A 16,860-nucleotide genomic window follows, 5' to 3' on the forward strand; every position below is an offset into this window, starting at 1 on the left:
GTGTCCACAAAACCGGGTCAACTCCAGGTCGGTTCGAATTCCAATGTCGGGGAGAACGGCATGACGGAGGAGGAACGCAGGGCGGCCGTCCTGGAGATCGATACGACGACGGGCGCGACGCAAGTCTTCGCTAGCGGCTTACGTAACCCGGTCGGCATCGACTGGAACCCAGTCACCAAGGAGCTTTGGGTCGCGGTCAACGAGCGCGATGAGATCGGCGACGACCTTGTTCCCGACTACATGACGTCGGTCAAACCCGGCGGCTTCTATGGCTGGCCCTATAGCTATTTTGGCCAGATCGTCGATAAGCGCGTCGAGCCGCAAAAGCCGGATCTCGTCGCCAAGGCGATCAAGCCTGATTACGCCCTCGGGTCGCATACGGCATCGCTCGGAATGACATTGGTCAAGAGCGAGGGGCTCGGGCCGAGGTATCTGGGGGGTGCCTTTATTGGCCAGCACGGTTCCTGGAACCGCAAGAATCCAGTTGGCTATCGCGTGATCTTCGTCCCGTTCGCCAATGGCAAGCCTTCGGGCATGCCAATCCCTGTCCTGACCGGCTTTCTGAACGACAAGGGGCAGGCTCGGGGGCGTCCCGTCGGCGTAATCGTGGATCGCCGCAATGGCCTGCTCGTCGCCGATGATGTTGGAAATGTCATTTGGCGTCTAACCGTGCCCCCGACTTGACTATCACGCCGTCCGGCGAGACCTCGATCACTCCGAAGGCGGGCAAACACGACCTCGATGAAAGGGGCCGCGCGATAAATCGCGAAACCCTGTCATTTGCTATTGCGCGTTTCTCAGGGCATCGCCATGCACCCTTGGCCGCTGGGTTTTGTCGATGCCTATCTCTCAATCGCAGTTTCTAAGATCCAACCTCATCCTGCTTGCAGGAGGGGCGCTGGTGCTGCTCGCGATTGTCTTCGCGTCCTTCTGGCTCACCCGGATTTCGGAGCGCCAGTTCGACGAGGTGGTCGCGGCGCGCGAGATCCGAAGTGCAGCCGCCGACCTGCTTTCGCTTGCCCAGGATGCCGAGACCGGCCAGCGCGGCTATCTGCTTTCGCGCGACGTTGCCTATCTTGGTCCCTATACGAACGCAGTCTCCAGGTTCGACACGACCCTCCAGCGTTTGAAGGAAACGGCCGGCGCCACTGACGTTACGCGGGCAGAGTTCAACCGTCTCGAGGGTGCGTTGCGCAGCAAGCTGGCGGAACTTGCCCAGGTCGTCACCCTGGCTGAACGGGGCGGCTGGGAGGAGGCAATCGCTGCGGTTCGGCAAGGACCTGGCCGTAATCTGATGGACGAGGCACGCGCCGGACTCAGTGCAATTGTCTCGCAATCGGAGCAACGATTGCAGCACGCCATTGCAGGGCAGGAGGCGGCGTCGGCTCGATTGCGCTGGACCATCGCGGCCGGCGCGGTTGCCCTCATCCTTTTGGCTGCAGCGGCGTTCTGGACGATTGCACACTACACGCGCGAGATCAGTGCCGCCCGAAACGAGGTCGCCGCCCTCAATCTCGGGCTCGAACAGCGGGTCCAGCAGCGGACCGAGGCTCTCACCAGGGCCAATGAAGAGATCCAGCGCTTCGCCTATATCGTGACCCACGATCTGCGAGCGCCACTCGTGAACATCATGGGCTTTACGAGCGAACTCGAAGCGACAGCAGCTCCGATCAAGGCGTATTTCGAGGCCGGTTCGTCGGCGGCCCCGGCGGCGCTGGAGGAGGCCAGCACTGCGGTCAACGTCGATCTTCCGGAAGCGATCAGCTTCATTCGCTCCTCGACGCGCAAGATGGATGGGCTGATCAACGCGATCCTGAAGATATCGAGGGAAGGCAAGCGCGTCCTGCGTGCCGAGGCGATCGATCTACCAGCGACGCTGGAAGCCGCGGCAGCGGCCGTACATCACCAGGCGACCGAGAGTTCCGAGAGCGGTGGTGGCGTAATTGTCGAGTGCCAGCCGCTCAAGATCCGCACCGATCGTCTTTCCATGGAGCAGGTGCTCGGAAACCTGCTCGACAATGCCATCAAGTATCGGTCATCGAGGCGACCGCTCAAGGTGGTCATGCGCGGCAAACGTGAGAAGTCGGGCTGGGTGGTTGTCGAGATCGAAGACAACGGCAGAGGTATTTCGCCTGCCGATCACGAACGGATTTTTGAGCTTTTTCGACGATCAGGGACGCAGGATATGCCGGGCGAGGGCATCGGTCTCGCACATGTCCGGACGATCGTTCGCAACCTCGGTGGCGATATCACCGTCAGCTCCGAGCTGGACGTCGGCACCACCTTCACCATTCTATTGCCGCCCGACCTCGGCGCGGTTCAGCGGAGTTCCACGACGTGAGCAACGGGAAGCCGGTTTCGATCGTGATGATCGAGGATGACGAAGGTCATGCTCGTCTCATCGAGAAGAATATCCGCCGCGCGGGGGTCAACAACGATATCATCCCGTTCAGGAACGGCACCGACGCGCTGAGTTTCCTGCTCGGCGAGGACGGTACGGGCGAGGCCAGCTCGGGGAGGCAGTTGCTGATCCTGCTCGACCTCAACCTGCCGGACATGGCCGGCGTCGACATCCTGGAGAGGGTCAAGGCGAATCCGCATACCAAGCGCTCGCCGGTTATCGTCCTGACGACGACTGACGACAGCCGCGAGATCCAGCGCTGCTACGATCTTGGCGCCAATGTCTACATCACCAAGCCGGTCGACTATGACGGGTTCGCGAACGCCATCCGGCAGCTGGGACTGTTCTTCTCGGTGATGCAGGTCCCGGAAACCGAATGATGCAGTCGGCGAAGACGCGGTAATGCCCAACCGCATAATCCAGGCTGTCTATATCGACGACGATGCCGCACTCGGGCGGCTCGTCCAGCGCATCCTCGGCCGCCGCGGTTACGAGGTCGAGCACGTCACGACCGCAGAATCCGGGCTCGCCCGTATTGCTGATGGCGATGTCGATGTCGTGATCCTCGATCATGACCTCGGAACGAGTTCCGGTGTCGCCGTTCTCGAAGCGCTCCGGGTACGAGAGCAAAGCCCACCGGTCGTTTACGTCACTGCCTCGACGGAACTCTCCATCGCCGTCCAGGCGCTGAAGGCGGGGGCCGTCGACTATGTCGTGAAAACGGTCGGAGATGATTTCGAAGTTCTGCTCGTTGCTGCACTGGAGCAGTCGGTCGAGCGCGCCCGGCTGATGCGGGCAAAGGAAGAAGCGGAGCGCCAGGTCCGGCAGGCAAAGGATCGGGCAGAGATGCTTCTTGCGGAGGTCAATCATCGCGTGGCCAACAGTCTGGCGCTCGTCGGCTCGCTCGTTCGGATGCAAGCGTCGGCCGTGGTCGATCCCGGTGCCAAGGCCGCTCTGGCGGAAACGCAGGCGCGGATAACCGCGATCGCGAACCTGCATCGCAGCCTCTACACATCGACGGATGTTCAGCAGGTCGATCTCGCCGCCTATCTGGAAACGCTGGTCGGCGAGTTGGGCAATTCCATCACGGCTTCAGGCCGGACGCCTACGATCAAACTTCACGCCGAGCCGGTCTCGATCAAGACCGATCGCGCCGTGTCCGTGGGCATGATCGCGACCGAGCTCGTCACAAACGCTTTGAAGTATGCCTATCCCGTTGGCGAGGGCGAAGTTCGCGTTAGTCTGTCCCGAACTCCGCCCAATCAGGTTACCCTGAGCGTTAGTGACGATGGCATCGGCTGGAACGGCAACGGGACGGCGAAAGGGAGTGGTCTCGGCAGCAAGATCATCGCTGCAATGTCGAAGAGCCTGGGTGCGCAGCTCGAGTATCACGATCGGCCGATCGGTACGCTGGCTTCGATCACGTTCGACGAGATGGCAAGCTAGCGACGGTGCCGACCTCCGCTAACGGAGCTCGCGTGCCCCATTCAGAGATTTATCGCCAGAGAGAGCGCGAGATTGAGGACCAGGGCAAGGAAGAGCCAGAATTCAACTGAAACGCCGTACCGCATCGAACAGTCCCTCGCTGGTCGCTTAGCAATTCGCAGTGAGGGCGATCGTTCCGATTTAGTTCAAATGCTGCCGACGATGGTTAACTGTCGGTTGCGCCCGGCCTCACTGCGCAACAAGCGCTTGGGATCCGCGTCTGATAGGGCGTGCAGGAACGGGAACCTAGGCGTCCTGGCGGGCAAAGAGGAAAGCGATGGATTGGATCCGCACGACCCAGAACCTCATTCCGAAGAGGGCCGATGGATAAAGAACAATATCTGCAAGGACTGGTTCGGAAGCTCGAGACCAGCTCCCCCCTTCCGTTAGAAGAGCGCGAACAGCTGCATCGCCTGCCGTTGACCCTGAAGCGTTTCGAGGGCGGCCAGGACATCGTCAGCGAAGGTGAGCGCACCAAGCAGTGCTGCCTCGTCTCGGAAGGCCTAGTCTGCCGCTACAAGATTGTCGGCGACGGACAGCGCCAGATCCTGTCTCTGCACCTTCCAGGCGACATTCCGGATATTCATTCTCTGCTCGTCGAGCAGATGGATCACAATCTGGGAACGTTAACTCCGGCGACCGTCGGCTTCATCCCGCATGAGGCGGTCAAGGCCTTGACGCGTTCCTATTACCGGATCGCCGAAGCATTCTGGCGCGAGACCCTTGTTGAGGCCTCCATCTATCGCGAGTGGATGGTCGGGATTGGCCGACGTTCTGCCCCGAGCCGTATCGCTCATCTATTTTGCGAGTTCATCACCAAGATGACCGCGATTGGACTATCTGACGGCGTCACATGCGAGCTGCCTCTCACACAGTCAGAAATTGCCGACGCGCTCGGACTGTCCACCGTCCACATGAACAAGAAACTGCGCGAAATCCGGCAGGCTGGGCTGGTTCGGGTCCGTTCAAGCCGACTGACCATTCTCGACTGGAATGGCCTGTGCGAACTGGCTGAATTCGATCCCGACTATCTGCACCTTCGACGCAGCTCCAAAATTTGAGATGGCGTCGGAACACCGGGCTGTGAATCGCATTTCACAAACATGCCCAAGTACTTCTTCCACACCCGAGACGGCGGACATGTCGAGCTGGACGACGAGGGCACTGACCTGCCCGACGATCAGGCCGCGAAGAACGCCGCCAAGGAACTCCTATCCGGGTTGAACCTCGAAAAGCTCCCGAACGGAGATCATATGGAACTAGCGGTCACCGTGAAAAACTCAGCCGGCGCGGAAGTGTATTCGGTGACCCTGAACCTGGATGGGCATTAGGGCGCCGCCCACTCGACAACCGTGTCGCTCAGTCCTTTCGGTCTGCGGCGTCGGCCCCGCGCAGGCCGATAGGCATTGCCGGCCCCTTCGTCGTGTCTCGATCTGTCTGCCGCTCGGCCTCGGAGTTCAATTCCGCTCCAATCAGCAGGATTGTCGCGGAGAGCCAGATCCACGTCAGCAAGCCGATCACCGCGCCGATCGTGCCGTAAGTCTTGTTGTAGTCGGCGAAATTGGCGACGTACCAGGAAAATGCGATCGAGCCCGCGATCCAGGAAATTGCGGCGAAGAGGGCGCCTGGGCTGACCCAGCGCCATTGAGCATCGTCGCGGCTCGGGCCAAGCCGATAGAGGATGGCGAGAGCGGCCATGAGGACAATGAATAGCACCGGCCAGCGCCCGACCGAGATCAGCCATTCGCTGAAGGTGCCGAGATAGAGATAGTCGAGAACCACGGGAATCACCGCGATCGCTCCCAGGGCCGTCAGGAGGAACAGCAGGATTCCGACGGTGAAGGCGAGCGAGATTGCATTGAGCTTGAAGAAGCCTCGCTTCTCATCTTCGCCATAGGCCACGTTCAGTGCGTCGAACAAGGCCTTCACGCCGGCATTGGCGCTCCAGATCGCAACGGCGAGACTGATGAAGAATGCCACGCCAAGCGTTGCGCCGCCGCTGCCGCGAATTCGAGCAACCTCATCGCGGAGGAAGTCGAGAGCGCCCGCCGGCAGGAAGCCATCCAACAGGGCGAAGTGGCCGGCGATGGTTCCGGGATCGGCCGCGAGGCCATAGAGCGACACGAAAGCCGTCAGTGCCGGGAAAAGTGCCAAGAGGCCATAGAAGGTCACGCCAGCAGCGACAGCCAGGACGCGGTCGCGCCCGACTTCGAAGTAAGTGCGCCGAAAAATCTCCTTCCAGCCTGGGAAAGGTATTTCGGTGGGAGCGGACGCTTGGTTTCCCTGGTCGCTTCGCGAGACCGCCTTACCGTCATAATGCCGATCGCGTGCGCTTCGGGCTCCAACACCCGTCGCCAGGAGAAATGCGAGCAGCAGGCCGAGCGAGCCAGCCAGGGCAGCCATCACGCTGGTTGAACCTCTATCGCGATCCGCCGGCACTGGATTGGTCGAGCGCTTCCGCCTGATCGACGCAATGGAGTGGGCGTTACGCCGATGCCGCTTGAAAGCACCTTGCCAGAGTGAGGTGAGATCAATCTGAGCGGCCATGCTTGCTCCTGCGCTGCTTCATTCCCAACAGCGGGAGAACCGATGGGTTCCCACCGAGCAGATCGCGCGTGGCGACACTCGTTCCAACCGCTGGCAAAGGCGGGCCTGCGGTCTCTCACCCCGTGCGCGAAGTCGTCCAGGACGCGGACTGGCGGTGGTCGTCGCTGAAGTTGGACTGAGCCGCCGCCAAGGATGCTGCCGCTCTACTGCAATGGGACGCGATCGGATCGGGCGAGGAGAGAGATAGCAGGCTGGAAAAATGCGATTGTTCGGCAGTCGTGGCCAAGATCGGACTACGCCGGTACGACAACTGTGGCAGTGCTTGGATCCGGAAGACGCTACGCTTCTGGCTCGCCGAGCGCCTCGATCTTCTCGATGACGAAGTCAAAAGACTTCGTTTCTTCCATCAACGCCATGTTGAGGTCGCCGCTTTTGAGGGCCGAAAGCAGCTTGGCCTTAAAATCGACGGCTGCCTGGGCCCCTTCATGTTTTGCGATATGTGTCATTGCGAAGGCGATGCATAGATAGAGCGTGTTCAAAACGATCTTGATCTGCTCCATGTCGGTTCCGTCGACACTTTCGGGTCCGTCCGCCATTTGCTCGGCTCCTTCCTTGGCTGCCCTCCTAACCCGCTATCGCTCTGACGGTTCCTAGGTCGGCAACGGACGACGCGGCAAAGGCTCACGCTGGTGTCCGAAATGCGGCTCGTTCAACGGGCGGTGACATCCCGTGCGCACGGCAAGATCACGCGGAATTGGGGGCGAAGCATGAAGAAGCTGTCCACCGTGATGTGCTGCCTGCTGTTGGCGGGATGTGCGGGCATTAGCAGGGGCTCCGGGCGTGGATCCTATGCAAAGCGATGGGCACAGCTATGTGCCGGTCGGAGCAGGAACCTATGATCCGCCGCCCGATGAACATCGTCCTGTCAGTACCTGCACGATGAGAGGGCAGAACGTCGTTTGCCGCTGAACACATGTCTCCGACCGGATTGGTGCTTCTCACTGTCGCGAGCTGAGCTTCCTGCCACGCAGCTCGGAAAGTACGACGACCTGTGTGCGCCCGCTATTTGCGGCTGCTGGATGGAATGCAAGGACGGTGAAACTGCTGGCCGAGCAAGCGCGCACAGTTGACCAAAGTGACCTTCAGCGCGCCGCCGGGCCGGCGGTCATCGGCAGGCGTCGAGCAGCAGCGCTGCGAGGCCGGCCCAGCAGACGCCGATAAGGCTCAGACCGTCGAGTGCAAGCGCCGTCAACCGTATGAACCGTTCGGCCTCGCAGCTTCCGCTCGTGTCGGTATTTCGGACGGTTCTGTGGGCGTGCAACAGGATCGCGGCAATCGCGAAGAAGGTCGAACCGGCAACGATCGCATCATGGGCCGCCGGCTCACTCCAGCGGCAGGCCAGCGATTCCGAGGCATAGACCGCGAGAAAATGGGCGGCCCAGATGACCGGCCCGGTCAAGGCAAAGCCGGCCCGGCGCAAGGGGGCGGTGTTGCTCATGTCTGCGCAACCAGCCGCGGGAAGCCATGGGTCAGCAGGAGCCCGAAAGCTGCCTGGCCGAGCGTGTAGAGCCAGAGGAGCATCAGGACATCGAAGACCGCCCGCCGGTTGCGGTCGAGCCGGTGGGCGAGAAGGCGTGCGACGGTGAACAGGGCCGTGACGAGGACGGCTGCTGCCATCTGCGCCTGCAGGGCGGCATTCGCGTAGACCATCGCGGTATAGCCGCTGGATTGCGGGCGAAGGCCGCTACGCCAATGGCTGGCGACATCGATGAAGAGCGCGCCGGCAAGCGCCGCTCCCCCGGCGATGAGAAGACTGGCTACGAGACCGGGGCGGGGTACATCACGACCAAGGACGAAACGGGTGCCGGCAAGAAGCGCTCCGCTGGCGCCCAGGGTCGCCAGGGACACCCATGCGCTGACTGCCGATGGCAGGTCGGTTTGCCGGGGCCATCCCTCGGGACCGACCGTCCAGAGGTAGAGGTAGCCGAACAGGTAGGAGAGATAGAGCGCCGCGGCGACCAGCAGCAGGATGATCGTCGCCCACCAGCTGTGTGAGATCGGCCCCGACGCATAGGTCGGGAGCATGATGCCGCCGCCGATATCGACATTCCCCGCCGACGGCGGATCACTGTTCCACATCCAGACCAGGATCGACGCCACGGCGAGAACGCCGCAGGTCGCTGCGAGCATCACGGCCTTGACGGTCAGCAGCAGGAAGAAGGCGGCGGTGAACAATGCGGCGCATAGATGCGCGTAGCCGGGGCGGCTGAGGCGCATGACGTATTGCGGCTCAGCCTCGATCGGCGAGGTCACGATCGTCTCGCGCGCGCCGGTCGCCGTTCCCGGCAGGTAGTATGCGCCGGCCTCCACATGTCCTGCGAGGTCGGGCTGCTGCCAGAGCGGCTCTCGACCGCGGACGCGCGGTATGCTGCGCGTGGCATAGGCGTGGTTCGGTAGCCATTCGAGCGTGCCCGCACGCCAGATGTCGCCAGCCCCGCGCTCGCCCGTCAGGCGCATGTTGCTGATGACGTCGATCAGGAAGACGAGGATGCCGGTGGCGAGGATGAAGGCGCCTATCGTCGAGACCAGGTTCAGCCCGTCCCAGCCCATCCCGGCCGGATAGGTGTAGACGCGCCGCGGCATGCCGATCAGCCCGGTCAGGTGCATCGGCAGGAAGGCGATATTGAATCCCGCGAATATCAGGCCGAAAGCCCAGCGGCCGAGCCGTTCGGACAGCGGCCGGGTACTGAAGGCCGGCGTCCAGTAGTAGATCGCGGCAAAGAGCGGGAAGACCATGCCGCCGAACAGCACATAGTGGAGATGGGCGACGACGAAATAGGTGTCGTGCGCCTGGCGATCGAACGGGACCATCGCGACCATGACCCCGGTCAGTCCTCCCAGCGTGAAGATCAGAAGGAAGCCGATCACGAAGAGCGACGCCACGGTCAGCCTGAGACGTCCGGCGGCGATCGTCGCGATCCAGGCGAAGACCTGGATGCCGCTCGGGATCGCGACTGCCATGCTCGCCGCCGAGAAGAAACCGAGCGAGCGGGCCGGGATGCCCGTGGTGAACATGTGGTGGACCCAAAGGCCGAAGGAGAAGAAGCCGACGGCGATCAGCGCCACCACGATCAGCCGGTAACCGACCAGTGGCGTGCCGGCCATGGTCGGGACGATCATCGAGACCATGCCGGCCGCCGGCAGGAAGATGATGTAGACCTCCGGATGGCCGAAGAACCAGAACAAGTGTTGCCAGAGCAGGGGATCGCCGCCGCGCTCGGCGATGAAGAAGGGCCAGTCGAAGGCGCGCTCGAGTTCGAGCAGAATCGTCGCCAGGATCACCGCCGGGAAGGCGAAGACGATCATCCCGGCGAAAATCAGCATGGTCCAGGCAAAGATCGGCATGCGTGCGAGCGTCATGCCGGGAGCACGAGTACGCAGCACGCCGACGATGATCTCGATCGCGCCCGCTATGGCCGAGATTTCGATAAAGCCGATTCCCAACAGCCACCAATCGGCGCCGACGCCGGGTGAGAAGCGGGCTCCGGTCAGCGGCGGGTACATGAACCAGCCGCCCGAGGGAGCGACCCCGAAGAACAGCGTGCAGAAGAACACCGACCCGCCGACGAAATAGGCCCAGAAGGCGAAGGCGCCGAGCCGCGGAAACGGCAGATCGCGGGCGCCGAGCATTTGCGGCAGCAGCAGGATGCCGACTGCCTCGACGGCAGGTACGGCGAACAGGAACATCATCACCGTGCCGTGCATGGTGAAAATCTGGTTGTAGGTCTCCTGAGAGAGGAAGTCGTTCCCGGGCGCCGCGAGCTGGAGGCGGATGAGCAGACCGAGCACGCCGGCGAGCAGAAAGAACAGGAACGCGGCGGCGATGTAGAAGTAGCCGATTATGGTGTTGTTGACTTCGCTGACGATGCGCCAGCCGCGCGGCCCCTTCCAGACCGCTTCCAATCTTTCGAGCTCGCCCTCCGGCCGCGGCAAGGTCGAGGGCAGCTCGGCCGCGGTTGCCGGGCCCATTTGCGGGCCGGCACTCATCGCAGGCTTCCGAGGTAGGCGGTCAAGGCGTCCATCTCCTCGCTCGTGAAGATCGCGAACGGCGGCATCAGCGCACCCGGCTTCGCGACCTGCGGATCGGTCATGAAGCCTGCAAGGTTCTCGGCGGTGTTGCGCAGGGTCGCGGCGGCGAGGAAGCGCCGGCCGCCGACCCGGCTGAGATCGGGGCCGACCATGCCTGCGGCCTGGGTGCCGCGAACCGCATGGCAGGCTCCGCAGCCGGTCGAGAGGAAGAGCTTTTCTCCCGCAGCGACCTTGGGTTCGGCCGGTTCGTTTCGAGCATCAGCAGCAGCCAGCCATGCCTGAAATTCGGCCTCTGGCACGGCGACGATCTCCAGGGCCATCAGTGCATGCGGTCCGCCGCAGTATTCGGCGCATTGGCCGCGATAGATGCCGGGCCGCTCGGCTTTCAGGCGAAGCGTGTTGGTCCGGCCGGGGATCATGTCGAGCTTGCCGCCGAGGCTCGGCACCCAGAAGGAATGGATCACATCGTTGGAGCGCAGCGCGAAATCGATCTCGCGGCCGACCGGAATCCTGATCTCGTTCGCCTCGCGAACGGGCGCGGCGCCGTCGCGCTGATAGTGGACGCGCCACCACCATTGTTCGCCGGTCACCGCGATACGAAGCGCCGGCGTCGTCTGCGCCGCTATGGTCTCGCGCATCAGCCAGAGGCCGTAGCCGAGCAACAGGGTCAGCACGACCGATGGAAAGACGATGCCGCCCCATCTGATCGCGCCTTCGCTGCCGATGACACGCCGCACGGGCTCCGCACCACGGATCGCTAGCGCCAGGGCGGCGATCACGATCAGCAGGATCGCCGTTGCCCCCACGAACAGGATCCAGCTCAGCAAAGCGATGCGCTCGGCCTCATCGCCGGCAGGAGAGAGGGCTGACTGCGGCGCCCAGCCGGGGAGGGCGGCCAGGATGAGGATCGCCGCCAGTCTGCGTCCGCGCACTGTCATCGGGGGGCCTCGCGGGGCGCAGCGAGGCTTGCGAAATAGGCTGCCAGATCACGCGACTGCGCCTCGCTGAGCCGGCGCGCGATCGGCGCCATGATCCGGCCCGTTGCACTGCGATCGTTGAGACCCTTTCGCCAGACCGCAAGCTGCCCTTCGAGGTAACGCGCCGGTTGGCCGGCGAGGTGGGGGTAGCCGGGAGCAGCGCTTTGCCCGTGGCAGCCGAGGCAGGACGGCACGCCATGCGAGGGGACGCCGTCGCGCGCAATCGCCTCACCGCGTGCCGCCGCGGCTTGATCGCTTGTCTCGATGCTGGCTGGCGGGCGGGGCAATGAGGCGTAGTAGGCCGCGAGGTGCCTGACCGTGCTGTCCGGCAGGCCGATGGCTGCTGTCTGCATCACGCCGCTGTCGCGCTCGCCCTTGGCATAGGCGCGCAGAGCGTTTTCGAGCATGGCGGCGGGTTGACCGTGCAGGATCGGCACAAGCCGGCTCGGCGGTCCCTGCCGCGCGCCGTGGCAACGGGCACAGGCGCCGATCGCATCCGGCTCGCTCTGCCCCGTGGCGACGTCCATGCCGCGCTGCGGCTCGGGTTCCACCTCGCCGAGCGCGAGGGCGCGATAGCCAGGGCGGTCCAGGCTCGGCAAGCGGCGCAGGAAGGCGATGACGGCCCAGATCTCGTCGTCGCGGTGCAGCGAGGGAAAGCCCGGCATGCCGGCATATTTCAGCCCGTGCTTGACGATCCAGAAAAGCTCTCCGTCGCTCCAACGGCCGACCCTTTCGGTGAGAATCGGTGGCGGCGGCAGCATGCTCGCGGCGACCGGACTGATCGGCGTCCCCGGTGAGCCATGGCAGTAGGCGCAGCCGGCATGGAAATGACCGGCGCCCAGGCGCACAAGGCTCTCGTCGATACCGGGCGGAAGGCTTGTCGAAGGAGCGCGCGCCCGAACCGAATTCTCCATGCCGAAGCGCAGGAAGTGGTCGACGACGCGGAAATGGCCGGTGCTCGCCGCGACATTGTAGACGCCGCTCCAGGCGAACAGCACGGCACCGGCCAATACCAACACCAGGGCCGAAATGGCCGCGACCAAAACGCGGGACGGCGCCGCAAGAAGCCACGCCGCTGTCCGCCTAGCGTGCGCGAGCGGTTGCATCGTCGGATCTGGGATTGTCGTCGAGGCGACCAAGCAGCCTGGCAGCGAGCGCCACGCCCGTGACGAGATAACTCAGCGGACAGGCGGTGATCATCAGCAGGCCGGCGAGGTGCTGGTCGGCGATCGTCGAGGGCCCGGTCGCGCAAAGCGAGAGGGCAAGCCCCGGCAGTTCGTAGAGATCGCGCGGGGCAAAAACCATCAGTGCCCCCAGCAGGCAGGCAAGCTTGCCTGTCAGCAGCAAGGCGGCGAGGGCTCGCCAATCGGCAGCCGCGATCACGGCCGACCAGAACCAGATGGCTGTGGCGCCCAGCGCTGCGATGAGAGCGAATTGCGCGAGCCCCGAACTCGCCGCCAGCTGCTGAATCATCGGGGCGTGCCACGCCCAAAGGGCAACTATTTGCGCAAGGCCTGCGGGAAGGATCGAGGTGCTGGCGTCGAAGCGATGGCGGAGCAGGACTGCGATGACGGGGGCGACGATGTTCATCAACCCGAGATGCAGCATCATCTGCACGGATAGCGGACCGGGTTCGACCAGTGGCAGCGTCACCCCTCCGGCGACGAGCAATGCAGACGCCCCGGCCAGGACCGGAACGGTGCTCGAGCTTGGCCGATGGACGTGATGCAAGCGCTCTCCCCCCGGTATGACAACCGGTGGATGCGGTCTGGGTTCCCCGCCAATCGCTCAAAGAGGGCGCCGGCCGACTCCCTACTACGCGGTGGCGCACAGCCTTGGCGCGGCGATTATCATTCCTACCGGACCGCGTAGTGAAGGATCACCCAGGCCAGCCCGGCCAACAGAAGTCCCCCGATCAGAACAGCCAAAACGGGTCTGCCGAGGAAGCCTTGCCGGCTTTCAACGGGCGTCGCCACAGCAGGGTCTTCGCTGGAATGGTCGTCGGCGCGCATGGGTGCCACCACTGAACCGCCGGGAAACTCGCTCTGCCTCTCGGCGCGGGCGGTCGCCTGCTTGATGTCGCTGTCGTTTGCATTGCTCATTGCACCACACCTCGATCAGGCCGCGCGTTTAGCCGTCGCAACCGATAGGGAGACCGTTGGGCTGCACGATTGTTCCACACGATGCTCTAGGCAGCACGCACACTGGCTCGTCGACTATCGGCGTTGCTTCTGACGGCGGTTCTGACGAAGTGCTGCCTGTTCTGACGCATCAAGGGGCAGGGAACATCAGACACCGCGACGCGTTCTCCGCGTGCCGACGACAGGAGCCTTGTCCGCTGGCCGAGTGAGCCGCGGAGGTTCATGGCAACTGGGTTGCGGGTTTGAGTCTCGCGTGGGAGACACTGCCATGGACGAATCCCGCGTCCGAGCGATCGCTAGGGCTCTTTGCCGATCCGCACGCGTCGATCCAGACTCCCTACTTTCAACCGATGCGGCGTGTTCGTTGCCCGAGCCGTGCGTTTCGCCAATTGCGTCCACACCCGCTTGGGAACGCTTCCGCGCAGCAGCTCAAAAATACTGCGAAACGGCCACTGTCCAAACCGAGGTTTTGCCGGCACGATCCGCTTCCAGGTGCACGATGGCGGGATAGCCGCTGAGGTACGATCCGGTTACAAGCTGTGGCGCGCTAAGAGGCCGAGGGTGCGGTTCTCATTTCCTCACAGTCACGCCTTCCCTGGCGCCCGTGTCATCGTTGCCGACGACGGTCTGGCCGAAGGAGAATGCCTGGTCGAGTTTGGGGATGGAGGTATGGTCCTTGCCTCGTTTCGAAGATGCGGTGGCGCGCTCCTTCTGAAAGTGCCGACCTATCGGACCGTCAGAGGCTCCGAAGTCGGAACGCGGCAATGGCTGATCGAGCTCCTGAACGGCGAGAGCTGGCGGGCGAGAGAGGCATAGCCGCGCTCTAAGCGGAACAATGCCTCCCGCCTGAACGGGCTCAGACGAGTGGGAGAGCAATCAGGGTCCCCAACCCCACCACGATAGCCGCCCTAATCCAGGCGCCACGAACGTCGGATGAAATAACGCGCCGCAACATGCCACATATCTCCGCCCTCCCTAGGCTGGGGAGGCCGAGGCATCGAGTCAAGTTGGATCAATCTTGTCGGCAACCGCGTCCTTTTTCTCCTGTGGTAGAAGCGTCATGGCCAGGATGAACAAGGCGAGCAGGAAGCAGACACTGTTTGTGAGGATCAGGGGCCACTCTCCGAGCCCAACTCCATACATGGTCCAGAGCAAGAAGCCTGAAACGGTGAAGCCATACGTCGTTGGAGAAATCGAGCTGGTATCTCTGCTCCTGACGATGCGCCAGGCTTGTGGAACGAAACTGATCATTGAGCACATGGCGGCTAGCGCGCCAGCGACAGTGATCCAGTTCACGGACAAGCTCCCCCAGTAAATCGGCGGCCGTGCTGGCCTCACGCGGAGAACGACCGACCTAATCTACGGTTCCGTCGTTGGGTAGTTCATCGCACCAACGAGTTTCGTAAGGCATGAGGCGCTCATCATTGACGCCACATGCAGGACGAGTTCGTAGCGCGCAGCCGATCACTCCACGAACCGAACGAGCGTCCTGGGCTTGACCATCTGCGCCAATTCCTCGGCATCCCAATTCGTCAGCCGGATGCAGCCATGGGAAGATGCCTTGCTGATCCGCGACGGCTCGGGGGTGCCATGAATGCCGAAAGTGGGCTTCGAGAGTTCGATCCAGATCGTTCCAACGGGGTTGTTGGGTCCCTTTGGCAAAACCAGCCGGCGCTTGTTCTTCCCCTGCTGGAAATTTTTGCCCGGATCGTAATGGTATGTGGGGTTCTTCACCACGCGAACCACCTGATGCTCGCCTTCCGGCGATGGCGTATCTTCGCTGCCTATGGTCGCCGGGTAGCTAGCTATGACCTTTCCAGTAGCATCCAGAGCACTCAGCGTGCCGCGGGTCTTATCAGCCTGGATCAGCGTGACTTCATCGGTCGGTCGTGTGCGGTCGGACGCAACAACATAAAGGGTTTCGCCGCGGCGCCGAAGGCGTGCGTCCGGGCTAAGCGCGATAAATAGCTTCTCGCTCATGTGAAATCGTTCGGCGAACATTTCGACCGGCTTTTTGTAGGCAAGTCGCTTCATACGGGCCTGACGGGCGTAATCGTGCGGTATTCGTCTGACGTAGCTGTACCGTGCATCCTCCTTGGTGATGCTGTATTCGGTGATGATGTCGCTGCTGCTTGCTTCAAGCAGAGCCTGCCATGTTGCAGCGTCGATAACGTCGCCACTGCCGAGATTCGCACGGCTTCGGAAGTTCGCGACCGCTTTCCGATAATTCTCGCCATCGATGCCGTCGATCTCGCCAGGTGAGATGCCTTGGCGCGCCAACAGCACCTGCGCTTTCACAATCGATGATGTGGGTCGGGTCACCTTGCTCCGTCCTGGAACGGGAGGCCCGGCCTTGTTGATCTCATCCAAGGTAAGGGCTTCGGCACTTCCGATCGCAAGCGCCAGGCAGTACATCCAGGCCGCTTGGCGTTTTAGAGTATTGAGGATGCGCATAAGAAGGGACCGTTGCTGCGAAAATATCTGTCGCTAACGCTGCGCCGCAGCTGACAGTTCCCTCCTACTCATTGCTGGAGCTAGCGAGATTTCAGAATCCGATCGGCAGCTGCTGCCGAGCCGAGCTCGCGCATCCGGGGGAGAGGCAGGGGTAATGACCGCGATGGCGGTTCAAAGCGGTCATCCCCAGAAGTCGTCAGGCTGCCCGACGACTGTGCTTCCCTTCCTGAAGCTCCTCGATGATCTTGGCGATGAAGGCTGGCAGATCATCAGGCATGCGCGAGGTTATCACGCCGTTGTCGGTTACCACCGCGGCATCTTCCCATTGGGCGCCGGCGTTGATGAGATCCTGCTTGATCGTCTTATAGGACGTCACCTTTCGAGCCTTTGCGATTCCCGTATCGATCAATAGCCACGGCGCATGGCAAACGGCCGCAACGACCTTGCCCTGATCAAAAAAGGCCTTGATCAACGCGAGAGCGTTTTCGTCGCCGCGCAACGTATCCGGATTCATCTGGCCGCCAGGAAGAACGAGAGCGTCGTAGGAGGCGACGTCGACCTCGTCCAGGGTCTTGTCGACATTCACGGCGCGCCCCCAGTTCTTGTTGTCCCAGCCCTTGATCCCTCCGGGCTCCAGCGAGGCGACGTGCACGTCCGCTCCCGCTTCCTTCAATCTCGTCTGCGGCAGCTCGAGCTCCGACTGCTCGAAGCCGTTCGTTGCGAGAATCAGAATGGCCTTGCCGTTCAGGGCGCTCATGGCGTGCTC

16 protein-coding genes and 1 pseudogene are annotated in these 16,860 nt (G+C 62.7%); 6 read left to right on the plus strand and 11 right to left on the minus strand.

Annotation, left to right across the window (positions count from 1 at the left end):
* Positions 1–24: 24 nt before the first annotated feature.
* The 6 genes and pseudogenes from AC3RCC_RS06820 to AC3RCC_RS06845 form a co-directional block, all read left to right on the plus strand.
* A pseudogene (locus AC3RCC_RS06820) lies at positions 25–684 on the plus strand (PQQ-dependent sugar dehydrogenase); the annotation flags it as partial.
* 217 nt (positions 685–901) lie between these two features.
* Positions 902–2,341: a sensor histidine kinase gene (locus AC3RCC_RS06825; RefSeq protein ID WP_291649101.1), complete on the plus strand. Its 1,440-nt coding sequence runs from the start codon at positions 902–904 to the stop codon at positions 2,339–2,341.
* A 26-nt stretch (positions 2,342–2,367) separates the two neighbouring features.
* Complete coding sequence (locus AC3RCC_RS06830; RefSeq protein ID WP_291649246.1) at positions 2,368–2,781, plus strand: response regulator; 414 nt, start codon at positions 2,368–2,370, stop codon at positions 2,779–2,781.
* 22 nt (positions 2,782–2,803) lie between these two features.
* Positions 2,804–3,847 carry a sensor histidine kinase gene (locus tag AC3RCC_RS06835; protein ID WP_291649103.1) on the plus strand — a complete coding sequence of 348 codons (1,044 nt, stop codon included), beginning with the start codon at positions 2,804–2,806 and terminating at the stop codon, positions 3,845–3,847.
* A 362-nt stretch (positions 3,848–4,209) separates the two neighbouring features.
* On the plus strand, positions 4,210–4,947 hold the full coding sequence (locus tag AC3RCC_RS06840; protein ID WP_291649105.1) for a Crp/Fnr family transcriptional regulator: 738 nt from the start codon (positions 4,210–4,212) through the stop codon (positions 4,945–4,947).
* 42 nt (positions 4,948–4,989) lie between these two features.
* Positions 4,990–5,217, plus strand: a complete 228-nt coding sequence (locus tag AC3RCC_RS06845) for a DUF6894 family protein (protein ID WP_291649107.1) — start codon at positions 4,990–4,992, stop codon at positions 5,215–5,217.
* Positions 5,218–5,245: 28 nt separating this feature from the next.
* Here AC3RCC_RS06845 and AC3RCC_RS06850 read toward each other — a convergent pair whose 3' ends face one another.
* From AC3RCC_RS06850 to AC3RCC_RS06900, 11 genes are all read right to left on the minus strand, one after another.
* Positions 5,246–6,433, minus strand: coding sequence for a YihY/virulence factor BrkB family protein (locus AC3RCC_RS06850; RefSeq protein ID WP_291649109.1), 1,188 nt, complete (start codon positions 6,431–6,433; stop codon positions 5,246–5,248).
* Between the two features lie 338 nt (positions 6,434–6,771).
* Positions 6,772–7,029 carry a hypothetical protein gene (locus tag AC3RCC_RS06855; RefSeq protein ID WP_291649111.1) on the minus strand — a complete coding sequence of 86 codons (258 nt, stop codon included), beginning with the start codon at positions 7,027–7,029 and terminating at the stop codon, positions 6,772–6,774.
* 569 nt (positions 7,030–7,598) lie between these two features.
* Positions 7,599–7,892, minus strand: coding sequence for a hypothetical protein (locus tag AC3RCC_RS06860; RefSeq protein WP_291649113.1), 294 nt, complete (start codon positions 7,890–7,892; stop codon positions 7,599–7,601).
* 35 nt (positions 7,893–7,927) lie between these two features.
* The gene (gene ctaD, locus AC3RCC_RS06865) at positions 7,928–10,480 is read right to left on the minus strand and encodes a cytochrome c oxidase subunit I (protein WP_291649115.1); all 2,553 of its coding nucleotides are present in this window, start codon (positions 10,478–10,480) and stop codon (positions 7,928–7,930) included.
* Entirely contained in the window at positions 10,477–11,460 is a 984-nt protein-coding gene (gene coxB, locus AC3RCC_RS06870; RefSeq protein ID WP_291649117.1) for a cytochrome c oxidase subunit II, read from the minus strand. The genes ctaD and coxB overlap by 4 nt, the downstream gene beginning before the upstream one ends.
* Positions 11,457–12,605 carry a c-type cytochrome gene (locus tag AC3RCC_RS06875; protein ID WP_291649119.1) on the minus strand — a complete coding sequence of 383 codons (1,149 nt, stop codon included), beginning with the start codon at positions 12,603–12,605 and terminating at the stop codon, positions 11,457–11,459. The genes coxB and AC3RCC_RS06875 overlap by 4 nt, the downstream gene beginning before the upstream one ends.
* Complete coding sequence (locus tag AC3RCC_RS06880; protein ID WP_291649120.1) at positions 12,583–13,230, minus strand: cytochrome c oxidase assembly protein; 648 nt, start codon at positions 13,228–13,230, stop codon at positions 12,583–12,585. The genes AC3RCC_RS06875 and AC3RCC_RS06880 overlap by 23 nt, the downstream gene beginning before the upstream one ends.
* Positions 13,231–13,355: 125 nt before the next feature.
* Positions 13,356–13,601, minus strand: coding sequence for a hypothetical protein (locus tag AC3RCC_RS06885; RefSeq protein ID WP_291649121.1), 246 nt, complete (start codon positions 13,599–13,601; stop codon positions 13,356–13,358).
* 1,041 nt (positions 13,602–14,642) lie between these two features.
* Complete coding sequence (locus AC3RCC_RS06890; RefSeq protein WP_291649123.1) at positions 14,643–14,936, minus strand: SemiSWEET family sugar transporter; 294 nt, start codon at positions 14,934–14,936, stop codon at positions 14,643–14,645.
* Positions 14,937–15,104: 168 nt separating this feature from the next.
* Positions 15,105–16,094 carry a L,D-transpeptidase family protein gene (locus AC3RCC_RS06895; RefSeq protein WP_291649125.1) on the minus strand — a complete coding sequence of 330 codons (990 nt, stop codon included), beginning with the start codon at positions 16,092–16,094 and terminating at the stop codon, positions 15,105–15,107.
* A gap of 196 nt (positions 16,095–16,290) precedes the next feature.
* Positions 16,291–16,851: a type 1 glutamine amidotransferase domain-containing protein gene (locus AC3RCC_RS06900; protein WP_291649127.1), complete on the minus strand. Its 561-nt coding sequence runs from the start codon at positions 16,849–16,851 to the stop codon at positions 16,291–16,293.
* Positions 16,852–16,860 lie beyond the last annotated feature (9 nt).

The sequence above is a fragment of the Allobosea sp. GW823-FHT01F03 genome (assembly GCF_058798075.1).

Excerpts from the sequence above, each read along its gene's own strand:
- AC3RCC_RS06900 (WP_291649127.1), bottom strand. The coding sequence starts at position 16,851 with ATGAGCGCCCTGAACGGCAAGGCCATTCTGATTCTCGCAACGAACGGC.
- AC3RCC_RS06895 (WP_291649125.1), bottom strand. The coding sequence starts at position 16,094 with ATGCGCATCCTCAATACTCTAAAACGCCAAGCGGCCTGGATGTACTGC.
- ctaD (WP_291649115.1), bottom strand. The coding sequence starts at position 10,480 with ATGAGTGCCGGCCCGCAAATGGGCCCGGCAACCGCGGCCGAGCTGCCC.
- AC3RCC_RS06840 (WP_291649105.1), top strand. The coding sequence starts at position 4,210 with ATGGATAAAGAACAATATCTGCAAGGACTGGTTCGGAAGCTCGAGACC.
- AC3RCC_RS06875 (WP_291649119.1), bottom strand. The coding sequence starts at position 12,605 with ATGCAACCGCTCGCGCACGCTAGGCGGACAGCGGCGTGGCTTCTTGCG.
- coxB (WP_291649117.1), bottom strand. The coding sequence starts at position 11,460 with ATGACAGTGCGCGGACGCAGACTGGCGGCGATCCTCATCCTGGCCGCC.
- AC3RCC_RS06835 (WP_291649103.1), top strand. The coding sequence starts at position 2,804 with ATGCCCAACCGCATAATCCAGGCTGTCTATATCGACGACGATGCCGCA.
- AC3RCC_RS06845 (WP_291649107.1), top strand. The coding sequence starts at position 4,990 with ATGCCCAAGTACTTCTTCCACACCCGAGACGGCGGACATGTCGAGCTG.
- AC3RCC_RS06830 (WP_291649246.1), top strand. The coding sequence starts at position 2,368 with ATGATCGAGGATGACGAAGGTCATGCTCGTCTCATCGAGAAGAATATC.
- AC3RCC_RS06855 (WP_291649111.1), bottom strand. The coding sequence starts at position 7,029 with ATGGCGGACGGACCCGAAAGTGTCGACGGAACCGACATGGAGCAGATC.
- AC3RCC_RS06885 (WP_291649121.1), bottom strand. The coding sequence starts at position 13,601 with ATGAGCAATGCAAACGACAGCGACATCAAGCAGGCGACCGCCCGCGCC.
- AC3RCC_RS06850 (WP_291649109.1), bottom strand. The coding sequence starts at position 6,433 with ATGGCCGCTCAGATTGATCTCACCTCACTCTGGCAAGGTGCTTTCAAG.